Annotated in this window: 29 protein-coding genes; 12 read left to right on the top strand and 17 right to left on the bottom strand. The window is 71.1% G+C overall.

The genetic code is table 11. The features are described 5' to 3' along the window. Window positions 1-166 precede the first annotated feature (166 nt). On the top strand, window positions 167-835 hold the full coding sequence (locus LX83_RS08905) for an FMN-binding negative transcriptional regulator (protein WP_253769233.1): 669 nt from the start codon (window positions 167-169) through the stop codon (window positions 833-835). A 209-nt stretch (window positions 836-1,044) separates the two neighbouring features. Here LX83_RS08905 and LX83_RS08900 read toward each other — a convergent pair whose 3' ends face one another. Together LX83_RS08900 and LX83_RS08895 are read right to left on the bottom strand one after the other, a co-directional pair. Next, on the bottom strand, window positions 1,045-1,344 hold the full coding sequence (locus tag LX83_RS08900) for a hypothetical protein (RefSeq protein ID WP_253769231.1): 300 nt from the start codon (window positions 1,342-1,344) through the stop codon (window positions 1,045-1,047). Window positions 1,345-1,451: 107 nt separating this feature from the next. Next, window positions 1,452-2,402, bottom strand: a complete 951-nt coding sequence (locus LX83_RS08895; RefSeq protein ID WP_253769229.1) for a DUF5829 family protein — start codon at window positions 2,400-2,402, stop codon at window positions 1,452-1,454. 149 nt (window positions 2,403-2,551) lie between these two features. Between LX83_RS08895 and LX83_RS08890 the strand changes: the two genes are divergently transcribed. After that, entirely contained in the window at window positions 2,552-3,166 is a 615-nt protein-coding gene (locus LX83_RS08890; protein WP_253769227.1) for a TIGR03086 family metal-binding protein, read from the top strand. 15 nt (window positions 3,167-3,181) lie between these two features. On the opposite strand, the gene LX83_RS08885 is transcribed toward LX83_RS08890, so the two are convergent. Beyond that, window positions 3,182-3,580, bottom strand: a complete 399-nt coding sequence (locus LX83_RS08885) for a nuclear transport factor 2 family protein (protein WP_253769225.1) — start codon at window positions 3,578-3,580, stop codon at window positions 3,182-3,184. A 137-nt stretch (window positions 3,581-3,717) separates the two neighbouring features. On the opposite strand from LX83_RS08885, the gene sigJ reads away from it, so the two are divergent. Beyond that, window positions 3,718-4,575, top strand: a complete 858-nt coding sequence (gene sigJ, locus LX83_RS08880) for an RNA polymerase sigma factor SigJ (protein WP_308203937.1) — start codon at window positions 3,718-3,720, stop codon at window positions 4,573-4,575. 136 nt (window positions 4,576-4,711) lie between these two features. Further along, window positions 4,712-5,287, top strand: a complete 576-nt coding sequence (locus tag LX83_RS08875; RefSeq protein ID WP_253769222.1) for a hypothetical protein — start codon at window positions 4,712-4,714, stop codon at window positions 5,285-5,287. Between the two features lie 42 nt (window positions 5,288-5,329). On the opposite strand, the gene LX83_RS08870 is transcribed toward LX83_RS08875, so the two are convergent. From LX83_RS08870 to LX83_RS08850, 5 genes are all read right to left on the bottom strand, one after another. Continuing rightward, complete coding sequence (locus tag LX83_RS08870; protein ID WP_253769220.1) at window positions 5,330-5,761, bottom strand: hypothetical protein; 432 nt, start codon at window positions 5,759-5,761, stop codon at window positions 5,330-5,332. Then, window positions 5,758-6,684, bottom strand: a complete 927-nt coding sequence (locus tag LX83_RS08865; RefSeq protein WP_253769218.1) for a WXG100 family type VII secretion target — start codon at window positions 6,682-6,684, stop codon at window positions 5,758-5,760. Before LX83_RS08865 ends, LX83_RS08870 begins: the two co-directional genes overlap by 4 nt. Next, window positions 6,681-7,034, bottom strand: coding sequence for a hypothetical protein (locus tag LX83_RS08860; protein WP_253769215.1), 354 nt, complete (start codon window positions 7,032-7,034; stop codon window positions 6,681-6,683). The genes LX83_RS08865 and LX83_RS08860 overlap by 4 nt, the downstream gene beginning before the upstream one ends. Before the next feature lie 148 nt (window positions 7,035-7,182). Next, the gene (locus LX83_RS08855) at window positions 7,183-8,115 is read right to left on the bottom strand and encodes a D-isomer specific 2-hydroxyacid dehydrogenase family protein (RefSeq protein ID WP_253769213.1); all 933 of its coding nucleotides are present in this window, start codon (window positions 8,113-8,115) and stop codon (window positions 7,183-7,185) included. A 370-nt stretch (window positions 8,116-8,485) separates the two neighbouring features. After that, window positions 8,486-8,695 carry a hypothetical protein gene (locus LX83_RS08850; protein ID WP_253769211.1) on the bottom strand — a complete coding sequence of 70 codons (210 nt, stop codon included), beginning with the start codon at window positions 8,693-8,695 and terminating at the stop codon, window positions 8,486-8,488. Between LX83_RS08850 and LX83_RS08845 the strand changes: the two genes are divergently transcribed. Then, complete coding sequence (locus LX83_RS08845) at window positions 8,694-9,530, top strand: Crp/Fnr family transcriptional regulator (protein ID WP_253769209.1); 837 nt, start codon at window positions 8,694-8,696, stop codon at window positions 9,528-9,530. The genes LX83_RS08850 and LX83_RS08845 overlap by 2 nt on opposite strands. Window positions 9,531-9,581: 51 nt before the next feature. On the opposite strand, the gene LX83_RS08840 is transcribed toward LX83_RS08845, so the two are convergent. Further along, window positions 9,582-10,463: a helix-turn-helix domain-containing protein gene (locus tag LX83_RS08840; protein ID WP_253769206.1), complete on the bottom strand. Its 882-nt coding sequence runs from the start codon at window positions 10,461-10,463 to the stop codon at window positions 9,582-9,584. A 207-nt stretch (window positions 10,464-10,670) separates the two neighbouring features. On the opposite strand from LX83_RS08840, the gene LX83_RS08835 reads away from it, so the two are divergent. Continuing rightward, window positions 10,671-11,402 carry a dienelactone hydrolase family protein gene (locus LX83_RS08835; protein ID WP_253769204.1) on the top strand — a complete coding sequence of 244 codons (732 nt, stop codon included), beginning with the start codon at window positions 10,671-10,673 and terminating at the stop codon, window positions 11,400-11,402. A 54-nt stretch (window positions 11,403-11,456) separates the two neighbouring features. Here the strand turns inward: LX83_RS08835 and LX83_RS08830 are convergent, their stop codons facing one another. Continuing rightward, window positions 11,457-12,392 carry a PIG-L family deacetylase gene (locus LX83_RS08830; RefSeq protein WP_253769201.1) on the bottom strand — a complete coding sequence of 312 codons (936 nt, stop codon included), beginning with the start codon at window positions 12,390-12,392 and terminating at the stop codon, window positions 11,457-11,459. 399 nt (window positions 12,393-12,791) lie between these two features. Beyond that, window positions 12,792-13,484 (bottom strand): TetR/AcrR family transcriptional regulator, encoded by a 693-nt coding sequence (locus LX83_RS08825; RefSeq protein ID WP_253769198.1) that lies wholly within the window; start codon window positions 13,482-13,484, stop codon window positions 12,792-12,794. Window positions 13,485-13,624: 140 nt separating this feature from the next. On the opposite strand from LX83_RS08825, the gene LX83_RS08820 reads away from it, so the two are divergent. Further along, a complete protein-coding gene (locus tag LX83_RS08820; protein WP_253769195.1) occupies window positions 13,625-14,458 on the top strand; it encodes an SDR family NAD(P)-dependent oxidoreductase in 834 nt (277 codons plus the stop codon). A gap of 61 nt (window positions 14,459-14,519) precedes the next feature. Here LX83_RS08820 and LX83_RS08815 read toward each other — a convergent pair whose 3' ends face one another. Then, entirely contained in the window at window positions 14,520-14,681 is a 162-nt protein-coding gene (locus tag LX83_RS08815; RefSeq protein WP_253769192.1) for a hypothetical protein, read from the bottom strand. Between the two features lie 128 nt (window positions 14,682-14,809). Here LX83_RS08815 and LX83_RS08810 point away from each other — a divergent pair, with 128 nt between their 5' ends. Further along, complete coding sequence (locus LX83_RS08810) at window positions 14,810-15,817, top strand: LLM class flavin-dependent oxidoreductase (protein WP_253769190.1); 1,008 nt, start codon at window positions 14,810-14,812, stop codon at window positions 15,815-15,817. A 568-nt stretch (window positions 15,818-16,385) separates the two neighbouring features. Here LX83_RS08810 and LX83_RS37750 read toward each other — a convergent pair. Next, window positions 16,386-16,514: a hypothetical protein gene (locus tag LX83_RS37750; protein WP_301327912.1), complete on the bottom strand. Its 129-nt coding sequence runs from the start codon at window positions 16,512-16,514 to the stop codon at window positions 16,386-16,388. Window positions 16,515-16,584: 70 nt separating this feature from the next. On the opposite strand from LX83_RS37750, the gene LX83_RS08805 reads away from it, so the two are divergent. Beyond that, window positions 16,585-16,965 carry a hypothetical protein gene (locus LX83_RS08805; RefSeq protein ID WP_253769188.1) on the top strand — a complete coding sequence of 127 codons (381 nt, stop codon included), beginning with the start codon at window positions 16,585-16,587 and terminating at the stop codon, window positions 16,963-16,965. Between the two features lie 122 nt (window positions 16,966-17,087). Then, window positions 17,088-17,561, top strand: a complete 474-nt coding sequence (gene bcp, locus LX83_RS08800) for a thioredoxin-dependent thiol peroxidase (RefSeq protein ID WP_253769186.1) — start codon at window positions 17,088-17,090, stop codon at window positions 17,559-17,561. Between the two features lie 125 nt (window positions 17,562-17,686). Here bcp and LX83_RS08795 read toward each other — a convergent pair whose 3' ends face one another. From LX83_RS08795 to rph, 4 genes are all read right to left on the bottom strand, one after another. After that, a complete protein-coding gene (locus tag LX83_RS08795) occupies window positions 17,687-19,330 on the bottom strand; it encodes a DHA2 family efflux MFS transporter permease subunit (protein WP_253769184.1) in 1,644 nt (547 codons plus the stop codon). A 455-nt stretch (window positions 19,331-19,785) separates the two neighbouring features. After that, complete coding sequence (locus LX83_RS08790) at window positions 19,786-20,517, bottom strand: SDR family oxidoreductase (protein ID WP_253769181.1); 732 nt, start codon at window positions 20,515-20,517, stop codon at window positions 19,786-19,788. A gap of 130 nt (window positions 20,518-20,647) precedes the next feature. After that, the gene (rdgB, locus tag LX83_RS08785; protein ID WP_253769179.1) at window positions 20,648-21,256 is read right to left on the bottom strand and encodes an RdgB/HAM1 family non-canonical purine NTP pyrophosphatase; all 609 of its coding nucleotides are present in this window, start codon (window positions 21,254-21,256) and stop codon (window positions 20,648-20,650) included. Next, window positions 21,253-22,044, bottom strand: coding sequence for a ribonuclease PH (gene rph / locus LX83_RS08780; RefSeq protein ID WP_253769177.1), 792 nt, complete (start codon window positions 22,042-22,044; stop codon window positions 21,253-21,255). Before rph ends, rdgB begins: the two co-directional genes overlap by 4 nt. A 288-nt stretch (window positions 22,045-22,332) precedes the next feature. Here rph and LX83_RS08775 point away from each other — a divergent pair, with 288 nt between their 5' ends. Both LX83_RS08775 and LX83_RS37745 read left to right on the top strand, forming a co-directional pair. Then, a complete protein-coding gene (locus LX83_RS08775; protein ID WP_253769175.1) occupies window positions 22,333-22,875 on the top strand; it encodes a DUF2231 domain-containing protein in 543 nt (180 codons plus the stop codon). 279 nt (window positions 22,876-23,154) lie between these two features. Beyond that, on the top strand, window positions 23,155-23,308 hold a 154-nt coding region (locus LX83_RS37745), incomplete at its 3' end, for a transposase domain-containing protein (RefSeq protein ID WP_301327932.1).

Genomic DNA, 23,308 nt, shown 5'->3' with positions numbered 1-23,308 from the left:
GTCGTCCTCGGGGACCCCGTGGGCCGCGGCCGCCTCCGTGCGGGCGCGCAGCAACTCGTGCGAGCGAAGTGGCATCTCAGGGTTCCGGTGAACTGGCCATTCTGAGATGCCACATTGTGCTGCGAACATGTGCGGAGAGCCGCTTCTCACCTGATGGGAACATTGCATGTACGTCCCTCGTCACTTCGCGGCGGAAGACGACGCCGTTCACACGCTGCTGGCATCGCATGGCGCGGCTGACCTGGTGACCGCGACCGCGGACGGCCTCGTCGCGACCATGCTGCCGTTCTTCTACGACCACGAGCGCGGCAGGCTCCTGGGGCACCTGGCGCGCAACAACGATCAGTGGCGTCAGGCCGTGATCGGTGACGCGTTGGTCATCGTGCGTGGACCGGATTCCTACATCACACCGTCGTGGTACGCCTCGAAGGCAGAGCACGGCCGCGTTGTGCCCACGTGGAACTACATGACGGCGCACGTGTACGGAACCGTCACGGTGCATCACGATCCTGACTGGCTCGCCGATGTGGTGCGGCGCCTCACCGACAAGCACGAAGCCCAACGACCGCATCCCTGGTCAGTCAATGACGCGCCGCCTGAGTTCATCAGTGGTCAGCTGCGCGCCATTGTGGGAGTCGAAGTGGCCATCAAACGCATCGAGGCGAAGTTCAAGCTCAGCCAGAACCGCCCAGCAGCCGATATCGACGGAGTGATCAACGGGCTGCGGGAAGAGGGAGACGAGGCGGGCGCGGCCGCGATCGAAGAGCACGTCGCACCCAAAGCACCGCGCCGGCCCGCACCGCACAACAGGCGAGGACCTGAATCCGCAAACTAGCCTTGGACCGCCGACACCGTGATCGTTCGAGCTACCTCGCGGATCGCGGTTCAGCAGCATGCACCACCGCGAACTTCGGTTGGACGAGACACCACCCACCGGGGCGCGGCGCTCAGCGCCCAGCGCGCCGGCGGCCACGTTCGCGACCGCTGGGCCCCGACGGTGCAACGACCCCGTGCGCGCCAGCCTGGTGGGCTGCGGGGGCGTGGTCATGGGTGCGGGGACGCGTACGGCTCGGCGTCGAACTCCGCGGTGGGTGGCAGCTCGCCCGCCAGATCGAGTCGCCAGGCGTGGTCGGGGCTGGACGCGGTGGCGCACGCGGTGCACTCGACGTGCAGCACACCGTCGCGGCTGGTGGTCCGGTAGCCGGTGGTGGGCAGCACGTGCCGGCCGCTCGGGCACCGCATGGGCAGGACGAGCACCCTGTTGCCCGTTCCGTCCACGCGGTAGCGCGCCCGGCCGTGCGAACGGGGCCGGGTGACGATGCGGGGTTCGCCGAGTCGTGCCATGCCCGACAGCCTAGCTCGCATCGAACTGGTGTTCGAATCGATCACGATGACGAAGCCCCCTCCCGCGACTCGGCAGGAGGGGGCTTCGCCGGGCTGGCGCTGGCGCGTCACGCCCTCGGGTCGAACAGCCAGGTGGCCTGGTAGCCCGGGCCGACCATCAGGCTGGAACGGCCGATCCGGTGCTCCTCCCCGGCGAGCTGGCGCTTGTTGAGCGAGAAGGTGACCTGCTTGAGGCCCGCCTGGTCGCGCGGCACGGAGTCGAACCGGATCAGGGTGCCGCCACCGGAGGCGAGGACGCCGCCGTCCGCGGTGAACTCGACGGTGTACCCGCCGGCCCGCAGCAGCGGCACGGTGTTGGCCAGGTCGCGCGCGGTCACCCCGATGCGGATGCCGGTGATGTCCTTCATCAGGTGGTTCTGGTAGTCGTCGGGCAGGTAGCGCTCCCGGCTGACGTCACCGGGGTAGCTCTCCGGCTCGGTGTTGCTGCGCGGGTCGGCGAAGTACTCCGGGAAGTACTCCATCCCCCACGGGTCGAAGGCGTCGTACTGGTCGCCGGTGGTGCGGATGGTGTCGAACCAGGGCACCGGCACGCCGTCGCCGAAGTCGCGGGTCTGCCGGTACTCGAACGGGTTGGCGATCCCCTGGTCGCGCAGCCGCTGGGTCACCGTGGCCAGGTCGCCGACGTGCTCGGTGGAGACCCCCAGTCCGGCGGAGCCGAACTCGGCGTCCTGGCCGGGCAGGTCGCCCTCGCCGAACAGCTCCAGGTAGGTCTCGCGGCCCTTGAGGTAGCGGCCGGTCCAGGTCATGCCGCCACCGGTGGTGGTGCGCACCTCGAAGTTGGCGAAGTCCCGCAGGTAGTCCGAGTGCTCGATGGCATCGGCGGTCTCGCGGTCCACCACGCTGTAGGCGTGGTTGAAGAACAGCAACTGGCTGGTGCTCGGCGTCTGGCTCTGCTCGGCCAACGCCGTCCCCGCGCCAGCCTCGACCGCCCCGGTGAGGGCGACGGCGAGACTCGCGGCGAGGACCGTGGTCATCCGTAACTTCCGGCGAAACAACATGGCCGGTGATCATAATGCGGAAATCAACCGTTAACTGTTAACAAGCAACATACGCCCGGCCTCGATGTGGTCTCGGCGGACCGATGAATCACGGGGCCGACGCCGGTCCACACCAACGAGAACCCGTCCGGCGACCCCGAGGAGACCCCGTGATCGACCTGGAACCGGCCTGCCAGCGGATGACCGACCTGCTGGCGGGGATCACCGCGGACCAGCTCACCGCCCCCACGCCGTGCACCGAGTACCGCGTCGGCGACCTCGTCGACCACATCGACCAGGTGGCGACGATGTTCACCGCGATCGCCCAACGGGACAGCGGTGGCCTTCCGGACGACGGCGATCTCGTGGCCGGCGGTGATCTCGCACACAGCGGTGATCTTCCGGAAAACGACGGCACATCGGACACCGCGCACCGCGGCCCGGACTGGCGGAACGGTGTGGACCGGCACGTGCGGGCGCTCGGCACGGCGTGGGGCGAGCCCGCCGCCTGGGCGGGCAGCACCGACGTGTCCGGGCTGGAACTGGCCAACGAGCTGTGGGGCCGGATCGCGCTCACCGAGCTGGTCGTGCACGGCTGGGACCTGGCCACCGCCACCGGCCAGCCCTTCGACCTGCCCGAACCCACCCTGCGGGCCTGCCTCGACCACGTGGTCGAGTTCGTGCCGAACGCTCCGCTGCCCGAGTTGTGGGGTCCGCCGGTGGCCGTCGCCGCCGACGCCCCGCTGCTCGACCGGATCGTGGCGGTCACCGGCCGGACCCCGTAGCCGACCCGCCGGCCGTCAGAACATGCCGTGGGGGTTGGCGGGCTGCTCGGGGACGGGCTGCACCACGTCCCAGTGTTCGGCGACCAGCCCGTCGCGCACCCGGAAGATGTCCACGGCCGCGAGGTCACCGCTGGGCAGGCCGATCCGGTTGTGCACGGCGACCAGCTCGTCGTCGGCGATCACCCGGCGGATGTCGGTGCCGGCCGCCAGCAGGGCCGCGCCGGCCGGGGTGCGGAAGAAGTCGGCGAACGCCTGGGCCCCGCTGGTGGCCGAGGGGTCGTGCGCCACCCGGGGGTTGTGCGAGACGAACTCCGGGTGCAGCAGGGCGAACGCGGCGTCGATGTCACCCGCGGCGAACCACGCGAACAGGTCCAGCACCAGGCGGCGGTTCGCGTCGGCGGTCGAATGGGTCATGGCAGGGTCCTCCTCGCGGTCGTGTCCGTGTTCGCCATCCCGACGGATGGCGCGGCCGGCGCGTCACGCGTGACGTCGGCGGGCCGGGAAACGTCGTGGTTGTCGGCAACGCGGGGCAGGACGGGAAGGAGGTGCCCGTGGACGGGTCGGAGTTCGAGCGGCACCGGGCGGCGCTGTTCGCGGCGGCGTACCGGATGCTGGGCACCCGCGCCGACGCCGAGGACGTGGTGCAGGAGGCGTGGCTGCGGTGGAGCCGGGTCGACCAGGACGCGGTGGCCGAGCCGCGCGGCTACCTGTTCCGGCTGGTGACCCACCTGGCGGTGGACCAGTTGCGCCGGGTGAAGGCGCGCCGGGAGGCGTACGTGGGGCCGTGGCTGCCCGAACCGCTGGTCACCGCGCCGGACGACCTGGCCGAGGACACCGAGCTGGCCGAGTCGGTGTCCATGGGCCTGCTGGTGGTGCTGGAGACGCTGGCGCCGGTCGAACGCGCGGTGTTCGTGCTGCACGAGGCGTTCGGGTTCAGCCACGCCGAGATCGCGGAGATGACCGGGCGCACCGAGCGGGCCGTGCGGCAACTCGCCTACCGGGCCCGCCAGCACGTGCTGGCCCGGCGGCCGAGGCGCCGGACCGACGCGGCCGAGCATCGCGCGGTCACCGAGCGGTTCCTGGCCGCTGCCCTGGGCGGCGACCTCACCGCGCTGCTGGACGTGCTGGCGCCGGACGTGGTGCTGGTGGCCGACGCGGACGGCAGGTCGGAGACGCCGAGGCAGCCGGTGCGCGGCCGCCGCGAGGTGGCCGACTACCTGGTGGCCGTGGCCGGGTTCTGGCCGGCCGACCTCGGGGTGGCCCTCCGCCGGGTCAACGGCGGCCCTGGCGCGCTGATCACCGCGGCGGGCCGGCCGTTCCTGGTGTTCGCCTTCGACGTGGCCGCCGACGGACACCGGGTGCGCGAGATCAACGCCGTGCTCAACCCGGACAAGCTGGCCGCGCTGTGACCACCGCCGACGCATCTGGTCCACAGTGGATGGTGAGTCGCGGTCGCGCGCCGGGGCCACCCGCCCCGGACTGGCCGCGCTGGCGTTGTGCCGGTTTGCCGGCGGGCGGTGTGGGACAGCGAATACCCTGGCCGGCGTGAGCCTCGCCAGCACCGACACCCTGGTCGTTGAGCAGCCCTGGTCGTTCGGCAGCCTGCTGTGGCGCACCCGCTACCGCGCCACCGCCTACGACGGCCAGGACCGCCCCGTGGCGGTGGTGGCCGAGCGGCGCGGCCCCGGCCTGCTCGCCCCGGTGCGGCTGACCGGGCTGTCCGGCCGCACCCCGTTCGACCTGCGGGTGTGCACGCCGGACAGCCGGGAGGTGCTGGGCATCCGCAAGGGGTTCGCGCTGCGCCGACCCCGCACCCACGTGCTCGGGCCGCGCGGCGAGCCGCTGGGGTCGATCCAGGCCGAGCCGGGCCACCGGTTCGCCCTGCTCGACGCGCACGGCCAGCGGATCTGCCTGCTCGCTGACGTGGCCGCGCTGGACATCCGCGCGCTGGCCCGACGCGACGGCCGGCGGGTGCGCCGGGACGTGCTGCGCGTCCGCCCCGGCACCCCCGAACCGCTGCGCAGCCTGGTGCTCGCCACCGGCCTGGCCTTCGACGTGGTGCGCAACGTCGGCACCTGGCACTACGCCAGCGGCGCCGCCAGCTCGCTGCCGGCCGGCTGACCGCGGCAGCGGCCGACCGGCTGACCGGACGGGAACGGCCGGCTACACCCGTTCCAGGAAGGTCGGCGGCTCGTCGTCATCGTCACCGGACGGCCTGCCTCGGCGTGGCTGGCCGGACTCGATGATCTCGTCGATGTCCTGCCCCTCCTCGATGGCCACGTAGGCGCGGCGCAGGTTGGGCAGGCCGGTGGCGAACGCGTCGCGCACGCCCGCGTCGTCCAGGACCCGGCCGGCGGCAATGTCCGACCAGGACAGTTCGCCCGCCTCGACCCGGCGTTGCAGGTCCTTCAGCTCCTTGGGCGCGCCCGGACCGCGCGCCACCCGCTCGATCTCCGCGATGTCCTTTTCGGACAGTCCGCTGGACCGGGACTGGACCTGGCTCGCCTCGGCCGCCGTCCTGTCCACATTGGCCAGTGCCGAGTCCACGTCGGCGAGCAGGGCCTGGAGTTTGGCGTTGTCGTAGGGAAACGTCACTGCTGGCCTCCACCTGACGAAGCGGGCGCCGGGCTGCCCGTACCGCCGCCCGAGCCACCACCACTGCCACCGCTGCCACCACTGCTGCCGCCGCCGTAGCGACCGGACGCGGCCGAGCCGGCCTTGCCCAGGCTGTAGCCGCCCAGCGCCGCGCCGAACGCCCCGGACTTGGCCGCCGCCGCGCCGTTGCTGTACTTCTGCTGGCCGTCCTGGAAGTCGTCGAGCACGTCGAGCGCGTCGTTGACGTCCCGCACGTCCTTGAGCTTCATCAGCGCGGTGCCCATGGCCTTGATGCCGTCGATCATCCCCTTGACCCCCTCGATCAGGGTCTGGATGGAAATGATGATCTTGCGGATGGCGTCCACGATCTGCACGGCGTCGTAGACCATCCACACCGCGCGCCCCCAGCCGACCACCGGGATCCAGGAGGTCATCGCCGCCTCGACCAGCTTGGTGACCAGCTTGTCCAGCAGGAACAGCGCGATCTTCGTGGCCTTGCGGCAGGTGTTGGCCATCGACTGGAACTTGTTGCCGATGATCCGCGCGACCTGCGAGTCGGCCTCGATGGCCACCACCCACATGGTGCCCATGCGCTGCTGGAAGCTGGTGGCCGCCGGGCCCTCCCAGTGCTGGGCCAGCTGCTCGGCGCCGCCGCCCACGTTGTGCCGCACCGCGTCCAGCGCCTTGGCCACCTGGTCCCAGGCGTTGGCGTTGGCGTCGATCTTCTCGAAGTCGCCGAGCAGCGGGTTGATCAGCGACTCGACCAGGTTCTCGCCGGTGACCTTCTCGTAGATCCAGTTGACGCCCTGGATCTTCCAGCCGGCGGCCTCGATCAGCTCCTTGGTCGTCTGGCGGCCCGGCCGGTCCTCGGCCGGCGCGTTCAGGGCGGCGGTCGGGTCCTCGACGTCGGCGTAGGCGGTCACCGGGCACCCCCGGTCTTCGGCGCGGCCGCGGCCGCGTCGAGCTTGGTGGCCACGCCTTCGAGGCCCTGCCGGCCCAGCGCGTCCACCTTCTCGTAGGTGTCCGCGGTCTTGTTCAGCGCCTGCGCCTCCTTGACCATCTTCGAGTTGGCGAAGTCCAGCGTCTCGCCGTACAGCTCGGCCACCCCGGTCACCACCGGCACCAGCAGCGACAGCAGCCCGGTGAAGCCGGCCGTGTCACCGCCCTTGCTGATCGCGTGGTCCTTGATGGTCAGGAAGTGCTGCGCGTTGCGGTCCAGCAGCTCGCCATAGCCGCGCAACTCCGCTGGCACCACGTGAAATCGTTCGGTCACTGCCACCCCTGCCTTCCGCCGGTCCCCCGATTCGCCGTCTGGGACGGACAACCGGTTCCGCCGGTTCCGTTGCTCATGCAACTAATGCCCGGGTTCGCCCGGTTCGGGCCGATCGGGTGCTCCGGCAGGAGCGCGACCAGCCGGGTGATCAGTAGCCGGCGTCCAGGTCGACCACGCCGATCAGCGGCTCGCCACTGGCGTAGCGGCGGATGTTGTGGGTCAGCCGCTCGTGGAAGTAGGCGCGCAGGGTGGTCTCCGGGTTGGCCACGTGCGGGGTGATGATGGCGCGCGGGTGCGTCCACAGCGGGTGGCCGTCGGGCAGCGGCTCGGGGTCGGTCACGTCCAGCGCGGCCCCGGCGATCTCGCCCGCGTCCAGCGCGGCCACCAGGGCGTCGGTGTCCACCAGCGTGCCCCTGGCCACGTTGACCAGCCAGGCCGACGACCGCATCCGGCGCAGCTGCTCGGCACCGACCAGCCGCTCGGTCTGCTGGGTGGCGGGCGCGGCCAGCACCAGGTAGTCGCCCTGGGACCACACGTCGGCCGCGTCCGCCGCCGCGATGGTGCGCTGCGCGCCGGGCACCGGCCGGCCACTGCGGTTCACCGCCACCACCTGCCCGCCCAGCGCGCCCACCAGCGGGATCAACGCCCGGCCGATGCCGCCGCAGCCGACGATCACCACGGTGGCGTCGCGCAGGGTGCCCACGCTCGCGCGGAGTTCGTCCTTGCGCCAGGTGGTGGCCCGCACGCAGTCCGGCAGCCGCCGGGCCGCGGCCAGCATCAGCGTCAGCGCGTGCTCGGCCACCGGCCGGGAGTACGCACCGGTCGCCGAGGTCCACACGCGCTGCCGGTCCACGATGCCGTTGGCCAGCCACTTCTCCACGCCGGCCGAGGGCAGCTGGACCCAGCGCACCGAGTCGGGCAGGTCGGTGGGGAACTCAGCGGGGCTGGACGCGGTCCAGACCAGGGCGTTGGCGTCGTGCAGCGGGACCGGGTGGGCGCCGGCCTCCTGGGCGACGCGGGCGGCGCTGCCGGTGGGGTCGGGCAGCACGGCGATCCGCACGGTCTTGCTGTCCAGCGGCATGGGCGAAGTCCTCCCTGGTGTTCTGCGTGGTGTTCGGCGTCGGGTTCACCCTGGTGGCAGGGCCGGCGCGGGACCAGCTCCCGCTCCCTGCGCAGGGTAGGCCAGCGCCCGACGCGGCCCGTCGGCTCGGTGCCCCGGCGCGGGAATCGCGGGGCCACCGTTCAATTCCCACCGAGTTGGACTGAGCCTTGCGGCGAGAACGGCGGACGCGTTGGTTCGTTCGGCCTGAAGTCCGGCGACCGTTTGGCGCTGAGGTCGACCGCTTTGCCGGCGCGACTGGATCTGGTGGAGCATTCACGGCAGCCTGATAACCACGTGCGGACAGCAAACTGGCAGGTCAGCGGGGATGCGTTGGCGACAGGGCGAGCGATCAGTGCGGCAAGGCTTTTCCCTGTCCATTGGAATATCCACTGGATTCGCGACCGTTTCCCGACGGCCGCGAAATCCGGTTCAGCGGAATCCCGCCCAACGACATCCTGTTCAGCGACACCTGCCCAGCGACGATCCACCCAACGACGATCTGTTCAGCGACAATCTGTTCAGCGACGGTCTGTTCAGCGACATCCTGCAGGGGGACCATGAACAACCTCCGCCACCTCACCGGCGCACCCGGTTCCGACTCACCCGGGGGCGCGGCCACTCCCCCGGGCGCCGGCGTCGGCGCGCGCTGGGCGGCCGACCACGCGCCGACGACGTTCGCCGACCGGATGCCCCGCGGTGAACTGCTGGCCCTGCTCGACCGGGGGCGGGCCATCCAGTACCGCCCCGGCGAGTACCTGATGCGCGAGGGCGAGGTCGGCGACTGCGTGATCGTGCTGCGCACCGGCCAGGTGAAGGTGGTGACCGGCGACGAGGACGGCACCGACCGGCTGCTGGGCGTGCGCGGCCGGGGTGAGCTGCTCGGCGAGATGGCCTGCCTGGACGGCCGGCCGCGCTCGGCGTCGGTGCTCGCGCACAGCGGCGTGCACGGGATCAAGGTCTCCCGGGACCGGTTCGTCCACTTCCTGGACCACCACCCCAGGGCCGCCCAGGAGGTCGCCAGGCAGGTGGTGGCGCGGCTGCGGGCGGCCGACCGCCGGCACATCAGGCTGACCTCGCACGAGGTCGGCACCCGACTGGTGGGTGTGCTCCTGGAGCTGGTCGGGGTCTTCCAGGACCAGGCCGAGGGCCGGGGCGTGGAGATCCCGCTCAGCCAGGAGGAGTTGGCGCAGCTGGCGATGGCCTCGGAGGTGTCGGCGCAGCGGGCGCTGCGGCCGCTGCGGACCCACCGGCTGGTGCGCACCGGCTACCGCCGACTGCTGGTGCCCTGCCTGCCCTGTTTCGTCCGGCTGGCCCCGGCCGTGCTGGCCGCCGGGCCGGACGCGGCGGCCACGGTGTTCGGCTGCGGCGGGGCCGCGGACTGCCGGTTCTGGTGAGCGGAGCGGTGCACGGGCCGGGCCAGCCGTCCACACTGGAGCCTGCCGTGGTCACGCGGTTGGCTGGCTGTCCGCCGGTGCGCTGGGCAGCGTCCACAGCGCCAGCAGCCGCAGCGCGTTGTGCGCCGGGCTGTCCGGCGGTGCGGTGAAGGTGATCAGCCGCTGACCGGATTCCCCCGGCAGCTCGAAGTTCTCGTAGTGCAGGCTGAGTTCGCCGACCAGCGGGTTGGCGAAGCGCTTCACGCCGTGGGTGCGCTGCTTCACGTCCCGGCCGGCCCACAGCCGACCGAACTGTCCACTGTGCACGGACAGCTCGCCGAGCAGCGCGGCGAGTCCGGCGTCCTCCGGGTGGCGGCCGGCGGCCAGCCGCAGGGCGCCCACCGTGGCCCTGGCCACCTCCGGCCAGTCCAGGAAGACCTGCTGGCTGGCCGGGTCCAGGAAGGCGAACCGGGCGAGGTTGCGCCGCGCGGGCGGGCTGGCGTCGAAGTCGAAGAACAGCTGGGTGGCCAGCCGGTTCCAGGCCAGCACGTCCATGCGGAAGTTGATGACCAGCGCGGGCACCTGCTGGTCCATCGCGGCCAGCAGGTGCGCCAGCTCCGGCCGGACCCGGGTGTGCGTGGTCGTGGTCCTGGCCCGAGCCGGCTCGCGGCGCCGCGACCGCAGCCGCGCCAGGTCCCGCAGGTGCGCCTGCTCCACCTCGGTCAGGTGCAGTGCCCTGGCGATGGCGTCCAGCACCTCGTCCGAGGGTCGGGTGGCGCGGCCCTGCTCCAGCCGCACGTAGTACTCCACGCTGATGCCGGCGAACTGGGCGACCTCCTCGCGCCGCAACCCCCGCACGCGGCGCCGGGGGCCACCGACCAGGCCGAGCTGTTCCGGACTGATCCGCGCCCGTCTGGACTGGAGGAACTTGCCCAGTTCGGAACCGTCTGCCATGCCGGTCAGTGTGCCCGACGAGCGCCGGGCGAGGGTGGTCCTGTCAGTACCAGTAACCGCGGTGCACGGGTTCACCAGTGGCTGGGCGGGACCGGCCGGGCTTGGCAGGGTTGGCGTGGCGGTGGACGGGCCGCCCGGCGATGCTGGGCTGACCCGCCCCGCCAGAGGTGAACACAACGCTGAACGCGGATCCCGAGGAGTACGACCATGTGCCACAGCACCGACAGCCGCCCGCCCGCGCCGCCCAACCCCGGCGAGGTCGCCGAGCACGGCCGGCTGGAGCTGACCGCGGCGGACGGCAACCGGTTCGCCGCCCACCACGCGGTCCCGGCCACGCCCAACGGCCGGAGCGTGGTCATCCTGCCCGACATCCGGGGCCTGCACCCCTACTACGAGGACCTGACCCAGCGCTTCGCCGAGGCCGGCTTCCACGCCGTGGCCCTGGACTACTTCGGCCGCACCGCCGGCATCGGCGCGCGCGACGACTCCTTCGACTGGCAGGCGCACATCGGGCAGGTGACCCCCGACCAGGTGCGCACCGACGTGGCCGCGGCCGTGGACTGGCTGCGCGAGCACGGCGCCGGAGCGGTGTTCACCGTGGGCTTCTGCTTCGGTGGCAGCCAGTCGTGGCGGCTGTCCGCCAGTGACCTCGACCTGGCCGGGGTGATCGGCTTCTACGGCAAGCCGGAGCTGGTCGACGACGTGGTGGACGACTTCGGCAAGCCGCTGCTGCTGCTGATCGCCGGGGCGGACGTGGCGACCCCGCAGGCGGAGTTCCGCCAGCTGGCCGACCGGCTCAGCGCGGCCGGCAAGGACTTCGCCATGCACGTCTACGACGGCGCGCCGCACTCGTTCTTCGACCGCTCGTTCGGCGACTGGCGGGACGCGTGCGCGGACGCGTGGCGCCGCATCCTGGACTTCACCGGTCACCACGCGTGACCGGTCCGGCCCGCGGCGGCCGCGTTGGTCCGGGCGGCCAGGTGCGAGTGGACCTCAGCCCTGGCCGCCCGGACCACCCTGGCGGTGGTGCTCGGCCGGCGGGTGGTCGGGATTCGCCGCCCGACCGGTCGGCAGCTTCTTCCCGGGGAACCAGGGCGTGCCCGGCTCGAATGTGCGGATGGTGTACTGGCGGTCCATCACGTTGTCCCAGTCACCCTCGACCAACTGATCGTCATAGGGCCGGTATTCGTACCAGACGGCGGTTTTCTCGTCCTTCAGGTAACCGGTGACATTCGGTTCCATTTCCTGGATCGGGTAACTGTAGTACTCGACCCGGCGTATCGCGGTGATTCCGTCGGGACTGTCCGCCTCGGCCACGAACAGGGCGCCGCCGGCGTGGTCGATGTGATCTTCTGTTTCCGCGTCCGGATCCTGCGTGCGAATGAGCTGGGGCTGGGCCTCGTGCAGCAGCTCGGCAATCATCTCGACCAGTGATTCGTGGGTGTAGGGATCACCGCCGTCGATCGGATACGACACGAACGAATAGTCCTGCCACAGCCGCTCCAGGTCACCGGTCCAGTCGTCCGGGCCGGCCGCGTGGATGTAGGTGAAGACCAGCCGGACGGCCGCGTCGGCCAGCACGTACGAGCTGACCTCGCGGCCGGACAGGAACAACGGGTCGTACTCCCACACGTTGGGCACGCCGGCCGCGCGCGCGTAGGCGGCCAGCTCCCCCTCGACCCGGTGGTTGGCGTAGTTCAGCGGGCCGGCCGGGAACGGCACGTCGCCCGCGGTGAGGTAGACCGTCCACACCTCCTTGCCGCCCTGGATGTCGGCGACAATGTCCGGATTCATGAAGAGCAGATCGTCGTCCGGGTGGGCGGAAAAGTTGACGACCGCATTCTTCGTTTCGGCTGATCTGGCGACCGGAACCGTGGGCATACCGGCAAGAGTCACGAGCGGGGCGGTGACCAACATCAACGTCGCCATGAGGGATGACCTGAGCCGCACGTGAGACCTCCCGCTACTAGGTCGTTGGTGCTCGCCGTTCGGCCAGCATTCCGAGTCTGTAGCCAGGACGGCCCGGAGTCGAGGAAGACACGGTCACGCGGACGGTTGTCCTCGAACACCCGCACAGGGACGAACAAATGATTCACCGGGACATATAACATGAGCCCGGGGAACACGCGCGGGCAAATCTGTTTTTCGATCCGTTCCAGCGAATTGATCTAATGGGGAACCGCGTTTTCGGGCGCATTGCCGACATATCACCCCGGCCGCCGCACCGGCGCACCCGGCCGGCGGCCACCCGGTCGAGGCACATCGCCACCACCAGGAACGTCACCGTCGGTAGTGGGCGTCCCTGGCGGCCCGGCCGGCCGACCCGGCTCAGTCCGCGGCGGCCGGCGTGTTGGACGTGTTATCGGCAGCCGCCGCCGGCCGGTTGAGCAGCATGGCGGCGATCTCGGCGAAGTACGGCGCGAGTTCGGCGAAGTCGGCCTCGGCCAGCCGCGGCGTGCGGATCACCGACCGCGCCACGCCGATGCCGAGCAGCCAGGCGCTCAGCAGCTCGGCGCGCAGTTCCCGGTCCGGCCCGGGCGACACCGCCGCGAGTTGGCGGACGTAGCTGTCACAGATCTGCTGCTGCAACTGGGTTCGCGCGTCCTCGTGCCCGGACGAGCGCAGCAGGGCGACGAACGGGTGTTCGCCGGCGTAGTCCGACCAGTCCGCGGCCACCGCCGAGCGCAGCAGCCACAGCGGCAGGTCCGCGGCACCCCCGTCGTCGCCGGCCTCCTCGGCACCGGCACCGGCACCGGCCGCGGCCCCGGTGCCGACACCGGCGGTGGCACCGGCCGCGACCTCGGCGCCGGCACCGGCGGTGACCTCGGCGAACAGCCGCTGCTTCGACCCGAAGTAGCGGAAGACCAGGGCGGGGTCCACGCCCACGTCCGCGGCGATGTCCCGCACGCCGGTGGCGTCGTAGCCGTCCCGGGCGAAGCGCAGGCGCGCCGCGGCCAGCAGCGCGGCCCGGGTGGCGGCGCGGTCGCGGCGGCGCGGCCGTGGTGACTCGGGTGTGCTCACGGGTCCTCCTGACCAAGTCCTCGACCGTTGACATCCGCCGACCCGGCTCACTACGGTCAGCAGAGTCATCAGTCGATGACTTTCCTGCCGGACCGGGTCGCGGTGACCGCGCCGGCCGACGTGTTCCAGGGAGAGTAACCGTGCGAACCGTGATCATCTCGGGTGGAACAGCGGGTATCGGCCAGGGCCTGGCCCGGCACCTGCTCGGGCGGGGCGACCACGTGGTGGTCATCGGCCGCGACCAGGCCAAGGGGCGTGCCTTCCGCGCCGAGGCCGACCGGCTCGGCGCCGCCGACCGGGCCACCTCCCTGACCGCCGACCTGAGCCTGGTCGCGGAGAACCGGCGGGTCATCGCCGCGATCGAGAACCGGTTCGCGCAGGTGGACGCGCTGGTGCTGGGCGCCCAGTTCTACCGGACCCGGCGGACCGAGACCGCCGAGGGATTCGAGCACACCTTCGCCCTGTACTACCTCAGCCGGTTCCTGCTGAGCTTCGGCCTGGAGCCGCTGCTGGCCAGGGCCGCCCGGCCGGTGGTGCTCAACATCTGCGGTCCCGGCGTGGAGGTGGGCGAGATCCACTGGGACGACCCGCAGCTGACCCGCGACTACCAGCCGCTCACCGCGATGTTCCAGGGCAGTCGGGCCAACGACCTGCTGGGCGTGGCCTTCGCCGAACTCGCCGGCACCGGCGCGGTGCCCTACGTGCTGGTCAACCCCGGTGGGGTCGCCACCAGCTTCGCCGGCGACTACGCCGACCAGGACCCCGTCCTGACCGCCCAGATCAACCAGTTCAGGCAGACCGCCGCGCCGGTCGAGGAGGCGATCGTCCCCCTGGTCCGGCTGCTGGACGACCCGCCGGCCGAGCCGCTCAGCGCGTTCCAGCAGGACCAGCGGCTGAGCCTGGACCACCCGGCCTTCGACCGGGCCAACGCCCTCCGGCTGCACCGGATGACCACGGCACTGCTGGGCGGGTGAGCGTCGGTGCCGTCGGCGCCCCGCGCTGGACGCCGACGGCAGTGGCCGCTCCGGGCACGGGTCAGGACAGCAGCATCAGTCCCACGACCACCGCGGCGATGATGACCACCGCGGCCACCACGCCGATCAGCACCAGGTTCTTGGGACCACCACCGGCATCGGCGTCACGCTCGTTCTTGGCTTTGTTGCGCCACTCGATGAAGCTTGTTTCCTCGCCGCTCATGGCCAGACATCGTAGGGGTAGCGGCACCGGCCCCCGCGCCGCGCGGGTCGTGCCGCCCAGCGCGTGGCGCGACCCGGTGCGGACCGGCGGGCCGGAAGCAATCGGCCGGTCGCGGCGTTGACACCGAGGTGAGCCGATTCTCCGCCGTTCCGTTCTCCGTCCTCGACCTCGCCCCCATCGTCAGCGGGTCGACCGCGACCGAGGCGCTGCGCAACACCCTGGACCTGGCCAGGCACGTGGAACGCCTGGGCTACCAGCGCTACTGGCTGGCCGAGCACCACAACATGCCGGGCATCGCCAGTTCGGCGCCGGCGGTGCTGATCGGCCAGGTGGCGGGCGTGACCAGCACGCTGCGCGTGGGTTCCGGCGGAGTGATGCTGCCCAACCACCCGCCGCTGGTGGTGGCCGAGCAGTTCGGCATGCTGGAGGCGCTGCACCCGGGGCGCATCGACCTGGGCATCGGCCGGGCGCCCGGCACCGACCAGACCACGGCCGCTGCGCTGCGCCGGTCCACCTCGGCGCTGTCCGCCGAGGACTTCCCGCAGCAGCTCAGCGAGCTGATCCACTACTTCACCCCGCCCGCAGAGGGCGAGCCAGCGCCGGCGATCACCGCCGTGCCCGCGGCCGGCAACCGCCCGCCGATCTGGCTGCTCGGCTCCAGCGGCTACAGCGCGCAGGTGGCCGGGCTGCTCGGCCTGCCGTTCGCCTTCGCCCACCACTTCAGCTCGGAGAACACCCTGCCCGCGCTCAAGCTGTACCGGGCGTCGTTCCGCCCGTCCGCCGAGCTGGCCGAGCCCTACGCCATGGTGGCCGTGTCCGTGGTGTGCGCGGACACCGACGAGCACGCCCGGTGGATCGCCGCGCCCAACGGGCTGTCCTTCCTGCAACTGCGCAAGGGCCGCCCCGGCCCGCTGCCCAGCCCCCAGGAGGCCGCCGACTACCCGTACACCGACCTGGAGCGGGAGATCGTCCGGGACCGGATGGAGTCGGCGGTGGTGGGCAGCCCGGACACGGTCGCCGAGGGGCTCACCGCGCTGCTGGACGCCACCGAGGCCAACGAGCTGATGATCACCACCATGGTGCACGACCACGCCGACCGGCTGCGCTCCTACGAGCTGGTCGCGAAGCTGCGCTGACCCGCCGGTTCGACGGCCGGGCCCGCTTCGGGTAGATCCGCCAGCACCGTCCCCGTCGCCGCGTCGGCGGCGGCCGGGTGGCGCGCGGGTGCTGGCGGATCCGGCGGGCCGGTGGCCCGACCGAGGGTCCGCGTCAGGCGCCCCCAGGGACAAGGCGGACGCGGCCCGGTGCCCACGCTAGGTGGCCCGCCGCGGAAACGCACCATCGTCACGCGGCTTTTTCCCCCTCGGCGGTGAGACAGAAGTCCCTGGTGACACCACGACCATGCCAACAAATGGGTGAAGCTCATCATCCGATGTAGCGGTTTGCGCACAGCGTGCGATGACCGTGACGAGCGCGCACGCCCCCCGACGCGCTCGTAGCCCGTACGGAGTTCCTCCGTTCGGGTCAATGCTCATCGGCCGCTACACGCGGCAGGCGTGGGCGGCGCACACTTCCTGTGGCGCCGCCCACGTTGTGCGCTGCCCTCATCACGGCTTGGCCACAGGCCGGCGGCAGGTCTGACTCGGCCCCTAACGTCAAGGGGTCCGACAACCGATTCACCTACATGGGCGGAAAGGTTCCGCCTCACACCGCTCGCGCGGAAAGGGTGAACTCCGTGAAGATCGTCAGGCTGGCCGCTGCTGTGAGCCTGGCCATCGCCGTTACCGGATGCGGACCGAACCAGGAATCCACCGGCACGTCGTCCTCGGCCACCGAGTCCTCACACAGCAACGGCTCATCTCGCCAGGAGGCGCCCGCGACGGCCGGAGCCACGGCCTTCGGCGTGTCCCGACTGTGGCAGAACGGTCTGGCCATCACCATCTCCGAGCCGAAGTCGCTGGCCCCCAGCGACACCGCCTACCCCAAGGCACCCCGGGCCGCCGTGTTCGAGGTGACCGTGAGCAACGGCGGCAGCAACCCCTACAAGCCCTCGGAACTGTCCGTCCGGGCGATCGTGGCCGGTGAGCACGCCCAGGAAGTGCTCGACTCGGCCCAGGGCCTGAACGGCATCGCCAGCGCGAACGAAGAGGTTCTTCCTGGCAAGCAGCTGACCACCACGCTCGCCTTCGCCATGCCGGAGCAGCGGGCCCCGGTCAAGGTCACCGTCCAGCCGAGCACGTCCTCCCAGGTCACCCCGGAGGCCGTGTACGAGGGCCAGGCCTGAGCGCTGCTCTCCTGGCGCGACCGACCAACCCCGGGCCCGCGACCCACACCGCCGTGGGCCCGGGCGGTCGTTGCACCGGCCTGTTCATCCCGCGGTCAGCCGTCCCGGCTACCGTCGACGCCATGAGCGAACCCACGCGCCTGTCCCCCGGTGACAAGGCACCGGACTTCACCCTGCCGGACAGCACGGGCAAGCAGGTGTCCCTGTCCGACTACCGGGGCGGCCAGGTCGTCGTCTACTTCTACCCGGCGGCGGGCACGCCCGGCTGCACCAAGCAGGCCTGTGACTTCCGCGACAACCTCGGCGACCTCAACGACGCCGGCTTCCAGGTCCTCGGCATCTCCCCGGACAAGCCCGAGAAACTGGCCAAGTTCGCCGCCGACGAGGGCCTGAACTTCCCGCTCCTCTCCGACGCCGACCGCGCGGTGATGACCGAGTGGGGCGCGTTCGGCGAGAAGCAGAACTACGGCCGCACCGTGCAGGGCGTGATCCGCTCCACCTTCCTGGTCGACGCCGAGGGCACCATCGCCAAGGCGCTGTACAACGTCAAGGCCACCGGCCACGTCGCCCGCCTGCTCAAGGACCTGCTCGCCTGACCCTGGTTCGCGGTGCTGGTCCTGTCCCCTGGTTGATCCTGTGGGCTGGACAGGAGCGGGCGCGGCGTGGCCCTCCGCACGACAGGTCGCCGCACCGAGCCCGCTCCTGGTGTTCGCGAGCCTTGTCAGCCTTCCGCGGTAGCCTGCGGCTCCTTGGTGTCCTCCGCAGCACCGACCTCGGGACGGGGCTGGTTCGGCCCGCGTCCCCGCAACAGGAGGCAGCACAGCGCGGCCACCACGAGCGCCGCGGCCGAGGCCAGCAGGGTCACCCGCATCGCCGTCACGTAGGCCGCCGCGAACGTTTCGTGGCCCACCCGCTCGAAAACGGCGGTGTCGGCGAGTGACAGGCCACTTGGCGCTGACGGTGGCCGGAAGCTGTCGCCGCCGGCCACCACGGCCTCGACGAACCGTGCGCGCAGCGCCACGGGCAACTGGCTCGCCCGTTCCTCCGCCGCGCCCCGGAGCACCGAGCCCAGACAGGCCGTCAGGACCACGCCCACCACCGCGGTGCCGAGCACCCCGCCGACCTGCCGGGTGGTGCCGGCGACCCCGGACGCGGCGCCCGCGAGTCGCGGTTCGACACCGTCCATTGTGGCCTGTTGCAACGGCGCGAAGGTGGCCCCGCTGGCCACACCGATGATCACCAGACCGGGCAGGAGCTGCCACGCGGCGGCGTCCGCGCGTGCCATCACGACGAGGACCACCAAGCCGAGCGCGAGGGTGGCCATCCCGGCCATGAGGACGAACTTGGCGCCGATCTTGTCGGAGAGCCTGCCGGCGACGGCCGAGCCGAGCGCGGTGAGCACGGCATTGGGCAGCAGGATCAGGCCGGCCTGCAACGGCGAATACCCGCGTGCCGTCTGCAGGTAGATGACGAGCACGAAGGAAACGCCGATCATGCCGAGTTGGAAGACGAAGCCGATCCAGTTGCCCACCGGGAAGTTGCGCCCGGAGGCGAACAGGTCCAACGGCATCAGTGGCTCGCCACGTCGACCACGCTGCACGCGCTGCCAGAAGACGAACAGCACCAACAACAGCGCGCCGACAACGATGACCGAGGGCACGCTGATCGGCCCGCTGATCGTTGCCCAGTCGGAGCGCTCCCCCTCGACCAAACCGAAGACGATGCCGGTCAGTCCCGCGGTGGCGAGTGCCACGCCCACGAGGTCGAGCTGATGGGCGTGGCCGGGCCGCACAGCGGGGACGAACAGCAGTGCCAACACCACCGTGACCGCCCCGACTGGCACGTTGATGAAGAAGATCCAGCGCCAGTCGAGGTGGGCGAGAACAACACCGCCCACGATCGGGCCGAGCATCGGTGCGGTGCCCACGATCGCGCCGAAGACACCGAACGCCCGCCCGCGCAGCCGAGGCGGAAAGATCGCCACGATTGACGAGATGACCTGTGGGAAGAGGATCGCCGCGCCCAGCCCCTGGAGCACCCGCGCACCGAGCAGCTGTCCCGGTGAGCCCGCGAGTCCGCAGAGGGTGGACGCGATGGTGAAGACGGAGACACCGGTCAGGAACAGACGCCGGTATCCGAAGATGTCGCCGAGCCGTCCGGTGGTGATCAGCAGCACCGAGAAGACCAGCAGGTAGGCGTCGACAACCCACAGCACCTGGTCGTAGGTGGCACCGATGCGGTGCGTCAACGTCGGGATGGCGATGTTGACGATGCTGCCATCGAGCAGCGACATGAAGAAACCGATGCAGAGGATGCCGAGCACCAACCACGGGCGTTGCGCCGGTGGCTGCTCAGCGGTGTTCACTTCCGACATTCCTGTTACCCCGCAGAGATGAAGACCGGTCAGCGCGCGGGAACCGGGCACACCGAAGCGGCTGCCGCAGCCCCGGTCAACGACCGGTTCGGGACTTGTGGACCATCCGCTGGTTGCGTGACCGCAGACCGGACGCGCTAACGCCGAAGCAGGGCTTTCGGCGAACTTCCGGGTTCTCCCGGGGTATCAGCAAACGAAAGGCCGAACACACAACAGGGCACAGGACAACGAAATGCCGGCAGAGCGAACCGTGGACGTGCTCGCCGAACTGTCACAACCATCGCAGGAACACCTTGTCAGGATGGGGTGTGACTCCCACCTTCCTCGTGCCGTCGGACACGGGAAAGCTGATTGGCGAGGCTGTGCGGCCCACGGTGAGATGTCGCAATCGACCTTAGCAAGGGGCCTGTCACCAGACAAACAGGCACCGCCCACACGGTGGTGCCCTACCGCACCTGCTCGAAGTGGAACGCCTTGATGAAGCAGTCGCGGGGCTGGCTGACCGCGAACAGCACGCAGTTGATCAGCGAGTCCGCCGTGAGGTTGTCGTGCGCGCCGCGCGGGGTGGTGTGCCACTCCGCCGACAGCGGGTCCGGGTTGGCGAAGTCGGGCGGGTACAGCGAGATCACCCGAACACCCTGGGGCCGCAGGCGCTTGGACAGGATGTCGACGAACCCCGCCTGCGCGGACTTGGCCGCGTAGAACGCCTCGTGCGCGGTGGAGCGCTCGTGTCCGGGCACTCCGCACGTCGACACCGTGGTCACCACGTCGGGGACTGCCGAGCGCAGCAGCAACGGCAGGAAGTGCTTGGTGGCCAACACCGTGCCGGTCGCGCCCGACGCGATGGTCGTCGCGATGTCCTCGTCGGTGGCCGCCTCGAATCCCCCGGCGTCCAGGTACGGGGCGCCGTTGTTGACCAGGATGTCGACGTGGTCGGTCGACTGCGCCACGGCGTCCGCGAACGCCCGCACCGACGCGGGCTGGCTCAGGTCGCACGCGAACGCGTGCGCCCGCTCGTTGCCGCGCGCCCGGATCTCGTCGCGGGTGCGCTCGGCCGCCGCCAGTGATCGCGCGGACAGGAATACCTCCGCACCCACATCCGCGAACCGGATGGCCAGTGCGCGGCCGAAATCGCGTCCCGCGCCGGTGATCACGACCTTGCGTCCGGTGAACTCCACCTGTTCTCCCTGTGCCGTGTTGTTCCAACTGTCACCAGGCACCCTGACAGGTGAAGTTAGGCAGAGGTCAACTCGGAACGGGTGGTGAACCGGCGCACACCAGCCCACCACCCGCCAACCACGGCCCGGCTCAGCCCCGCACGAGCGCGCGCAGGTGTGGAACGAGCAACCGGAGCGCGCGTCCCCGGTGCGACGCTTCGTCCTTTTCGGACGGTTCCAGTTCCGCCGACGTCCGCGTCCCGCCCTCGGGCACGAAGATCGGGTCGTAGCCGAAACCGTTGCTGCCCCTGGGTTCCCGGGTCAGCGCGCCGGTCCACTCGCCGCGCACCACGGTCTCGCCGCCGTCCGGCAACACCAGGGCGGCCGCGCAGACAAAGGCCGCGGCCCGGCGCTCGTCCGGCACATCGGCGAGTTGGCCGAGCACCAGGCGCAGGTTCGCCTCGTCGTCGCCGTGCCGGCCGGCCCAGCGGGCCGAGAGCACACCGGGCATACCGTTCAACGCTGCCACGGTCAGACCGGAGTCGTCGGCCACGGCGGGCAGTCCGGTGGCCCTGGCCGCGTCCCTGGCCTTGGCCAGTGCGTTCTCCTCGAAGGTCGCGCCGGTTTCCGGGGCTTCCGGGAACTCCGGCACCTCGTCGAGGCCGACGATCTCGATGCCGGCCACGTCCTCGGCCGCCAGGATGCGCCGCAGTTCCGCGAGCTTCTTGGCGTTGCGGGTGGCCAACAGCACCCGGGTCACGACCGGCCTCCCGATCCCTTGCCCGCCTTGGTCTTGGTGACCCGCTCGGGCAGCTCGTACGGGTAGGGCTGGGCCAGCGCCTCGGCCTGGATCTGGCACAGCTGCGCGCAGCCGGCGAGTGCCAGGTCCAGCATGGCGTCCAGTGTGGACCGGGCGAACGTGGCCCCCTCGCCCGTGCCCTGCACCTCGATCAGCGTGCCCGCGTCCGTGGCCACCACGTTCATGTCCACTTCGGCGCGCGAGTCCTCCTCGTAGGGCAGGTCCAACCGGACCTTGCCGTCCACCACGCCCACGCTCACCGCGGACACCGCGCACGACAGCGGTTGCGGGTCGGCCAGCCGGCCGGCCGCGCGCAGCCAGGTGACCGCGTCGGCCAGCGCCACGTAGCCACCGGTGATGGCCGCCGTGCGGGTGCCCCCGTCGGCCTGGATCACGTCGCAGTCGATGACGATCGTGTTCTCGCCCAGCGCGGCCAGGTCGATGCACGCGCGCAGCGCCCGCCCGACCAGTCGGCTGATCTCGTGTGTTCGCCCGCCGATGCGTCCCTTGACCGACTCGCGGTCGCTGCGGGTGTGGGTCGCCGAGGGCAGCATGGCGTACTCGGCCGTCACCCACCCGAGCCCGGAGCCGGCCCGCCACCGGGGCACGCCCTCGGTGACGCTGGCCGCGCACAACACTCTCGTGTTGCCGAACTCCACCAGCACCGACCCGGCCGGCCACTTCTGGAACCCCCGGGTGACCCGAATGTCTCTGAGTACGTCGTCAGTCCTGCCATCGGCTCTCACCACGCCGATAGCCTAGGGGGGTTGCGCGGGGGAACCCCGAATGACCTACCGGCGTTGGGACGGCAATGGCACGCACAGACGGCACGGGACGCTCCCGAACTCCACATCGCGGAGCGGTTTCCGCCGACGGCGGCGTCGTGATTCGCCACACCGTCTCCGCACCCCGGCGCACCAGCGTCCCCACTGATCGGCGCGGCTCGGTCGGGGAGATCGCATGAGTGCCGAACGCACGCCCCCCACCGGTGACGGCCTCAGTGCCGCCCCGACGCGGTCCATTCAGGAGGCAACCACATGCTGACCGTGTTCGACCTGCCCGCTCACCCACTGGTAGTGCACGCGGTGGTGGTGTTGCTGCCACTCGCCTCGCTGTGCGCGATCGGCGTCGCCGTCAACGCCCGGTGGCGGCGCAAGTTCGGCTGGCCCGTGCTGGTGCTCACGGCGCTCGCGGTGGCGGCGACCCCCATGGCCGGTTTCACCGGCGCCCAACTGCGGGAGCGCCTGGGCGCGGAGGACAACCCGGGGATCACGGCACACGCCAACCTCGCTGTCACGCTGCTGCCCATCGCGCTCGGCTTCGGCGTGGTCGTGGTCGTGCTGCTGGTGGCTGGCCGGCTGGCCGACCGGGAACGGACCGCCGAGCAGACCGGCACCGCCGGCTCGGGGGCGAGCGGGCAGACCAGCGAGCCCGCCCCGGTCGTGGTGCCGAGGACCTGGCGTCGCATCGCCGCGGCGGCCTCGGTGCTCGTCGTGGTCGCCGCGGTGGCCAGCACCACGCTGGTGGTCATGGTCGGCCACAGCGGGTCGACGGCGGTGTGGAGCGGGGTGGCCGGATAACACCGGACACGTCGGGTGGCCGCAGGTCCGGCCGGGCACCGGGGACGGTGCCCGGCCGGTTCGCGTTCGGGGCGTGGGTCACCCGTTCGGGCCTGCGTGAGATGTCAACTCGGGGGGTTTGCAAAGCAATGCCGGGAAGTTAGGTGTTGGTGGCCGGCGTCAAGAGGTGGTGGGCGAGGTGCGTCTGAGGGGGTTGAAAAGCAGACAACGGAGTTCCTGTAGAACGAGTGTCGACCAAGATCACTCTGTTCGGGAACTCCGTTGCCATACCAGTCTGTCATGCCCCACACCCCACCGGACAGCGCCGGGGTGTTCGCCCCGGGACACCTGGGTGAACTCACCCAGCTCGTCACTCCCGCCCTGGTCGACCAGGTACTGTCGCTGACCCGCCGAACCCAACAGCGCGTCCGCATGCTGCCCGCCCGGGTCATGG

This window comes from Goodfellowiella coeruleoviolacea, from assembly GCF_024171785.1.
GTDB classification, from domain to species: domain Bacteria; phylum Actinomycetota; class Actinomycetes; order Mycobacteriales; family Pseudonocardiaceae; genus Goodfellowiella; species Goodfellowiella coeruleoviolacea.
Note: the sequence above shows the minus strand (reverse complement) of the source record. Positions and strands in the feature narration are given on the sequence as shown.

What these genes read in the sequence shown, in the direction of transcription:
- LX83_RS08905 (WP_253769233.1), top strand. Translation starts at nt 167, where the DNA reads ATGTACGTCCCTCGTCACTTCGCGGCGGAAGACGACGCCGTTCACACG.
- LX83_RS08900 (WP_253769231.1), bottom strand. Translation starts at nt 1,344, where the DNA reads ATGGCACGACTCGGCGAACCCCGCATCGTCACCCGGCCCCGTTCGCAC.
- LX83_RS08895 (WP_253769229.1), bottom strand. Translation starts at nt 2,402, where the DNA reads ATGTTGTTTCGCCGGAAGTTACGGATGACCACGGTCCTCGCCGCGAGT.
- LX83_RS08885 (WP_253769225.1), bottom strand. Translation starts at nt 3,580, where the DNA reads ATGACCCATTCGACCGCCGACGCGAACCGCCGCCTGGTGCTGGACCTG.
- LX83_RS08855 (WP_253769213.1), bottom strand. Translation starts at nt 8,115, where the DNA reads ATGCCGCTGGACAGCAAGACCGTGCGGATCGCCGTGCTGCCCGACCCC.
- LX83_RS08845 (WP_253769209.1), top strand. Translation starts at nt 8,694, where the DNA reads ATGAACAACCTCCGCCACCTCACCGGCGCACCCGGTTCCGACTCACCC.
- LX83_RS08850 (WP_253769211.1), bottom strand. Translation starts at nt 8,695, where the DNA reads ATGGTCCCCCTGCAGGATGTCGCTGAACAGACCGTCGCTGAACAGATT.
- LX83_RS08840 (WP_253769206.1), bottom strand. Translation starts at nt 10,463, where the DNA reads ATGGCAGACGGTTCCGAACTGGGCAAGTTCCTCCAGTCCAGACGGGCG.
- LX83_RS08835 (WP_253769204.1), top strand. Translation starts at nt 10,671, where the DNA reads ATGTGCCACAGCACCGACAGCCGCCCGCCCGCGCCGCCCAACCCCGGC.
- LX83_RS08830 (WP_253769201.1), bottom strand. Translation starts at nt 12,392, where the DNA reads ATGGCGACGTTGATGTTGGTCACCGCCCCGCTCGTGACTCTTGCCGGT.
- LX83_RS08815 (WP_253769192.1), bottom strand. Translation starts at nt 14,681, where the DNA reads ATGAGCGGCGAGGAAACAAGCTTCATCGAGTGGCGCAACAAAGCCAAG.
- bcp (WP_253769186.1), top strand. Translation starts at nt 17,088, where the DNA reads ATGAGCGAACCCACGCGCCTGTCCCCCGGTGACAAGGCACCGGACTTC.
- LX83_RS08775 (WP_253769175.1), top strand. Translation starts at nt 22,333, where the DNA reads ATGCTGACCGTGTTCGACCTGCCCGCTCACCCACTGGTAGTGCACGCG.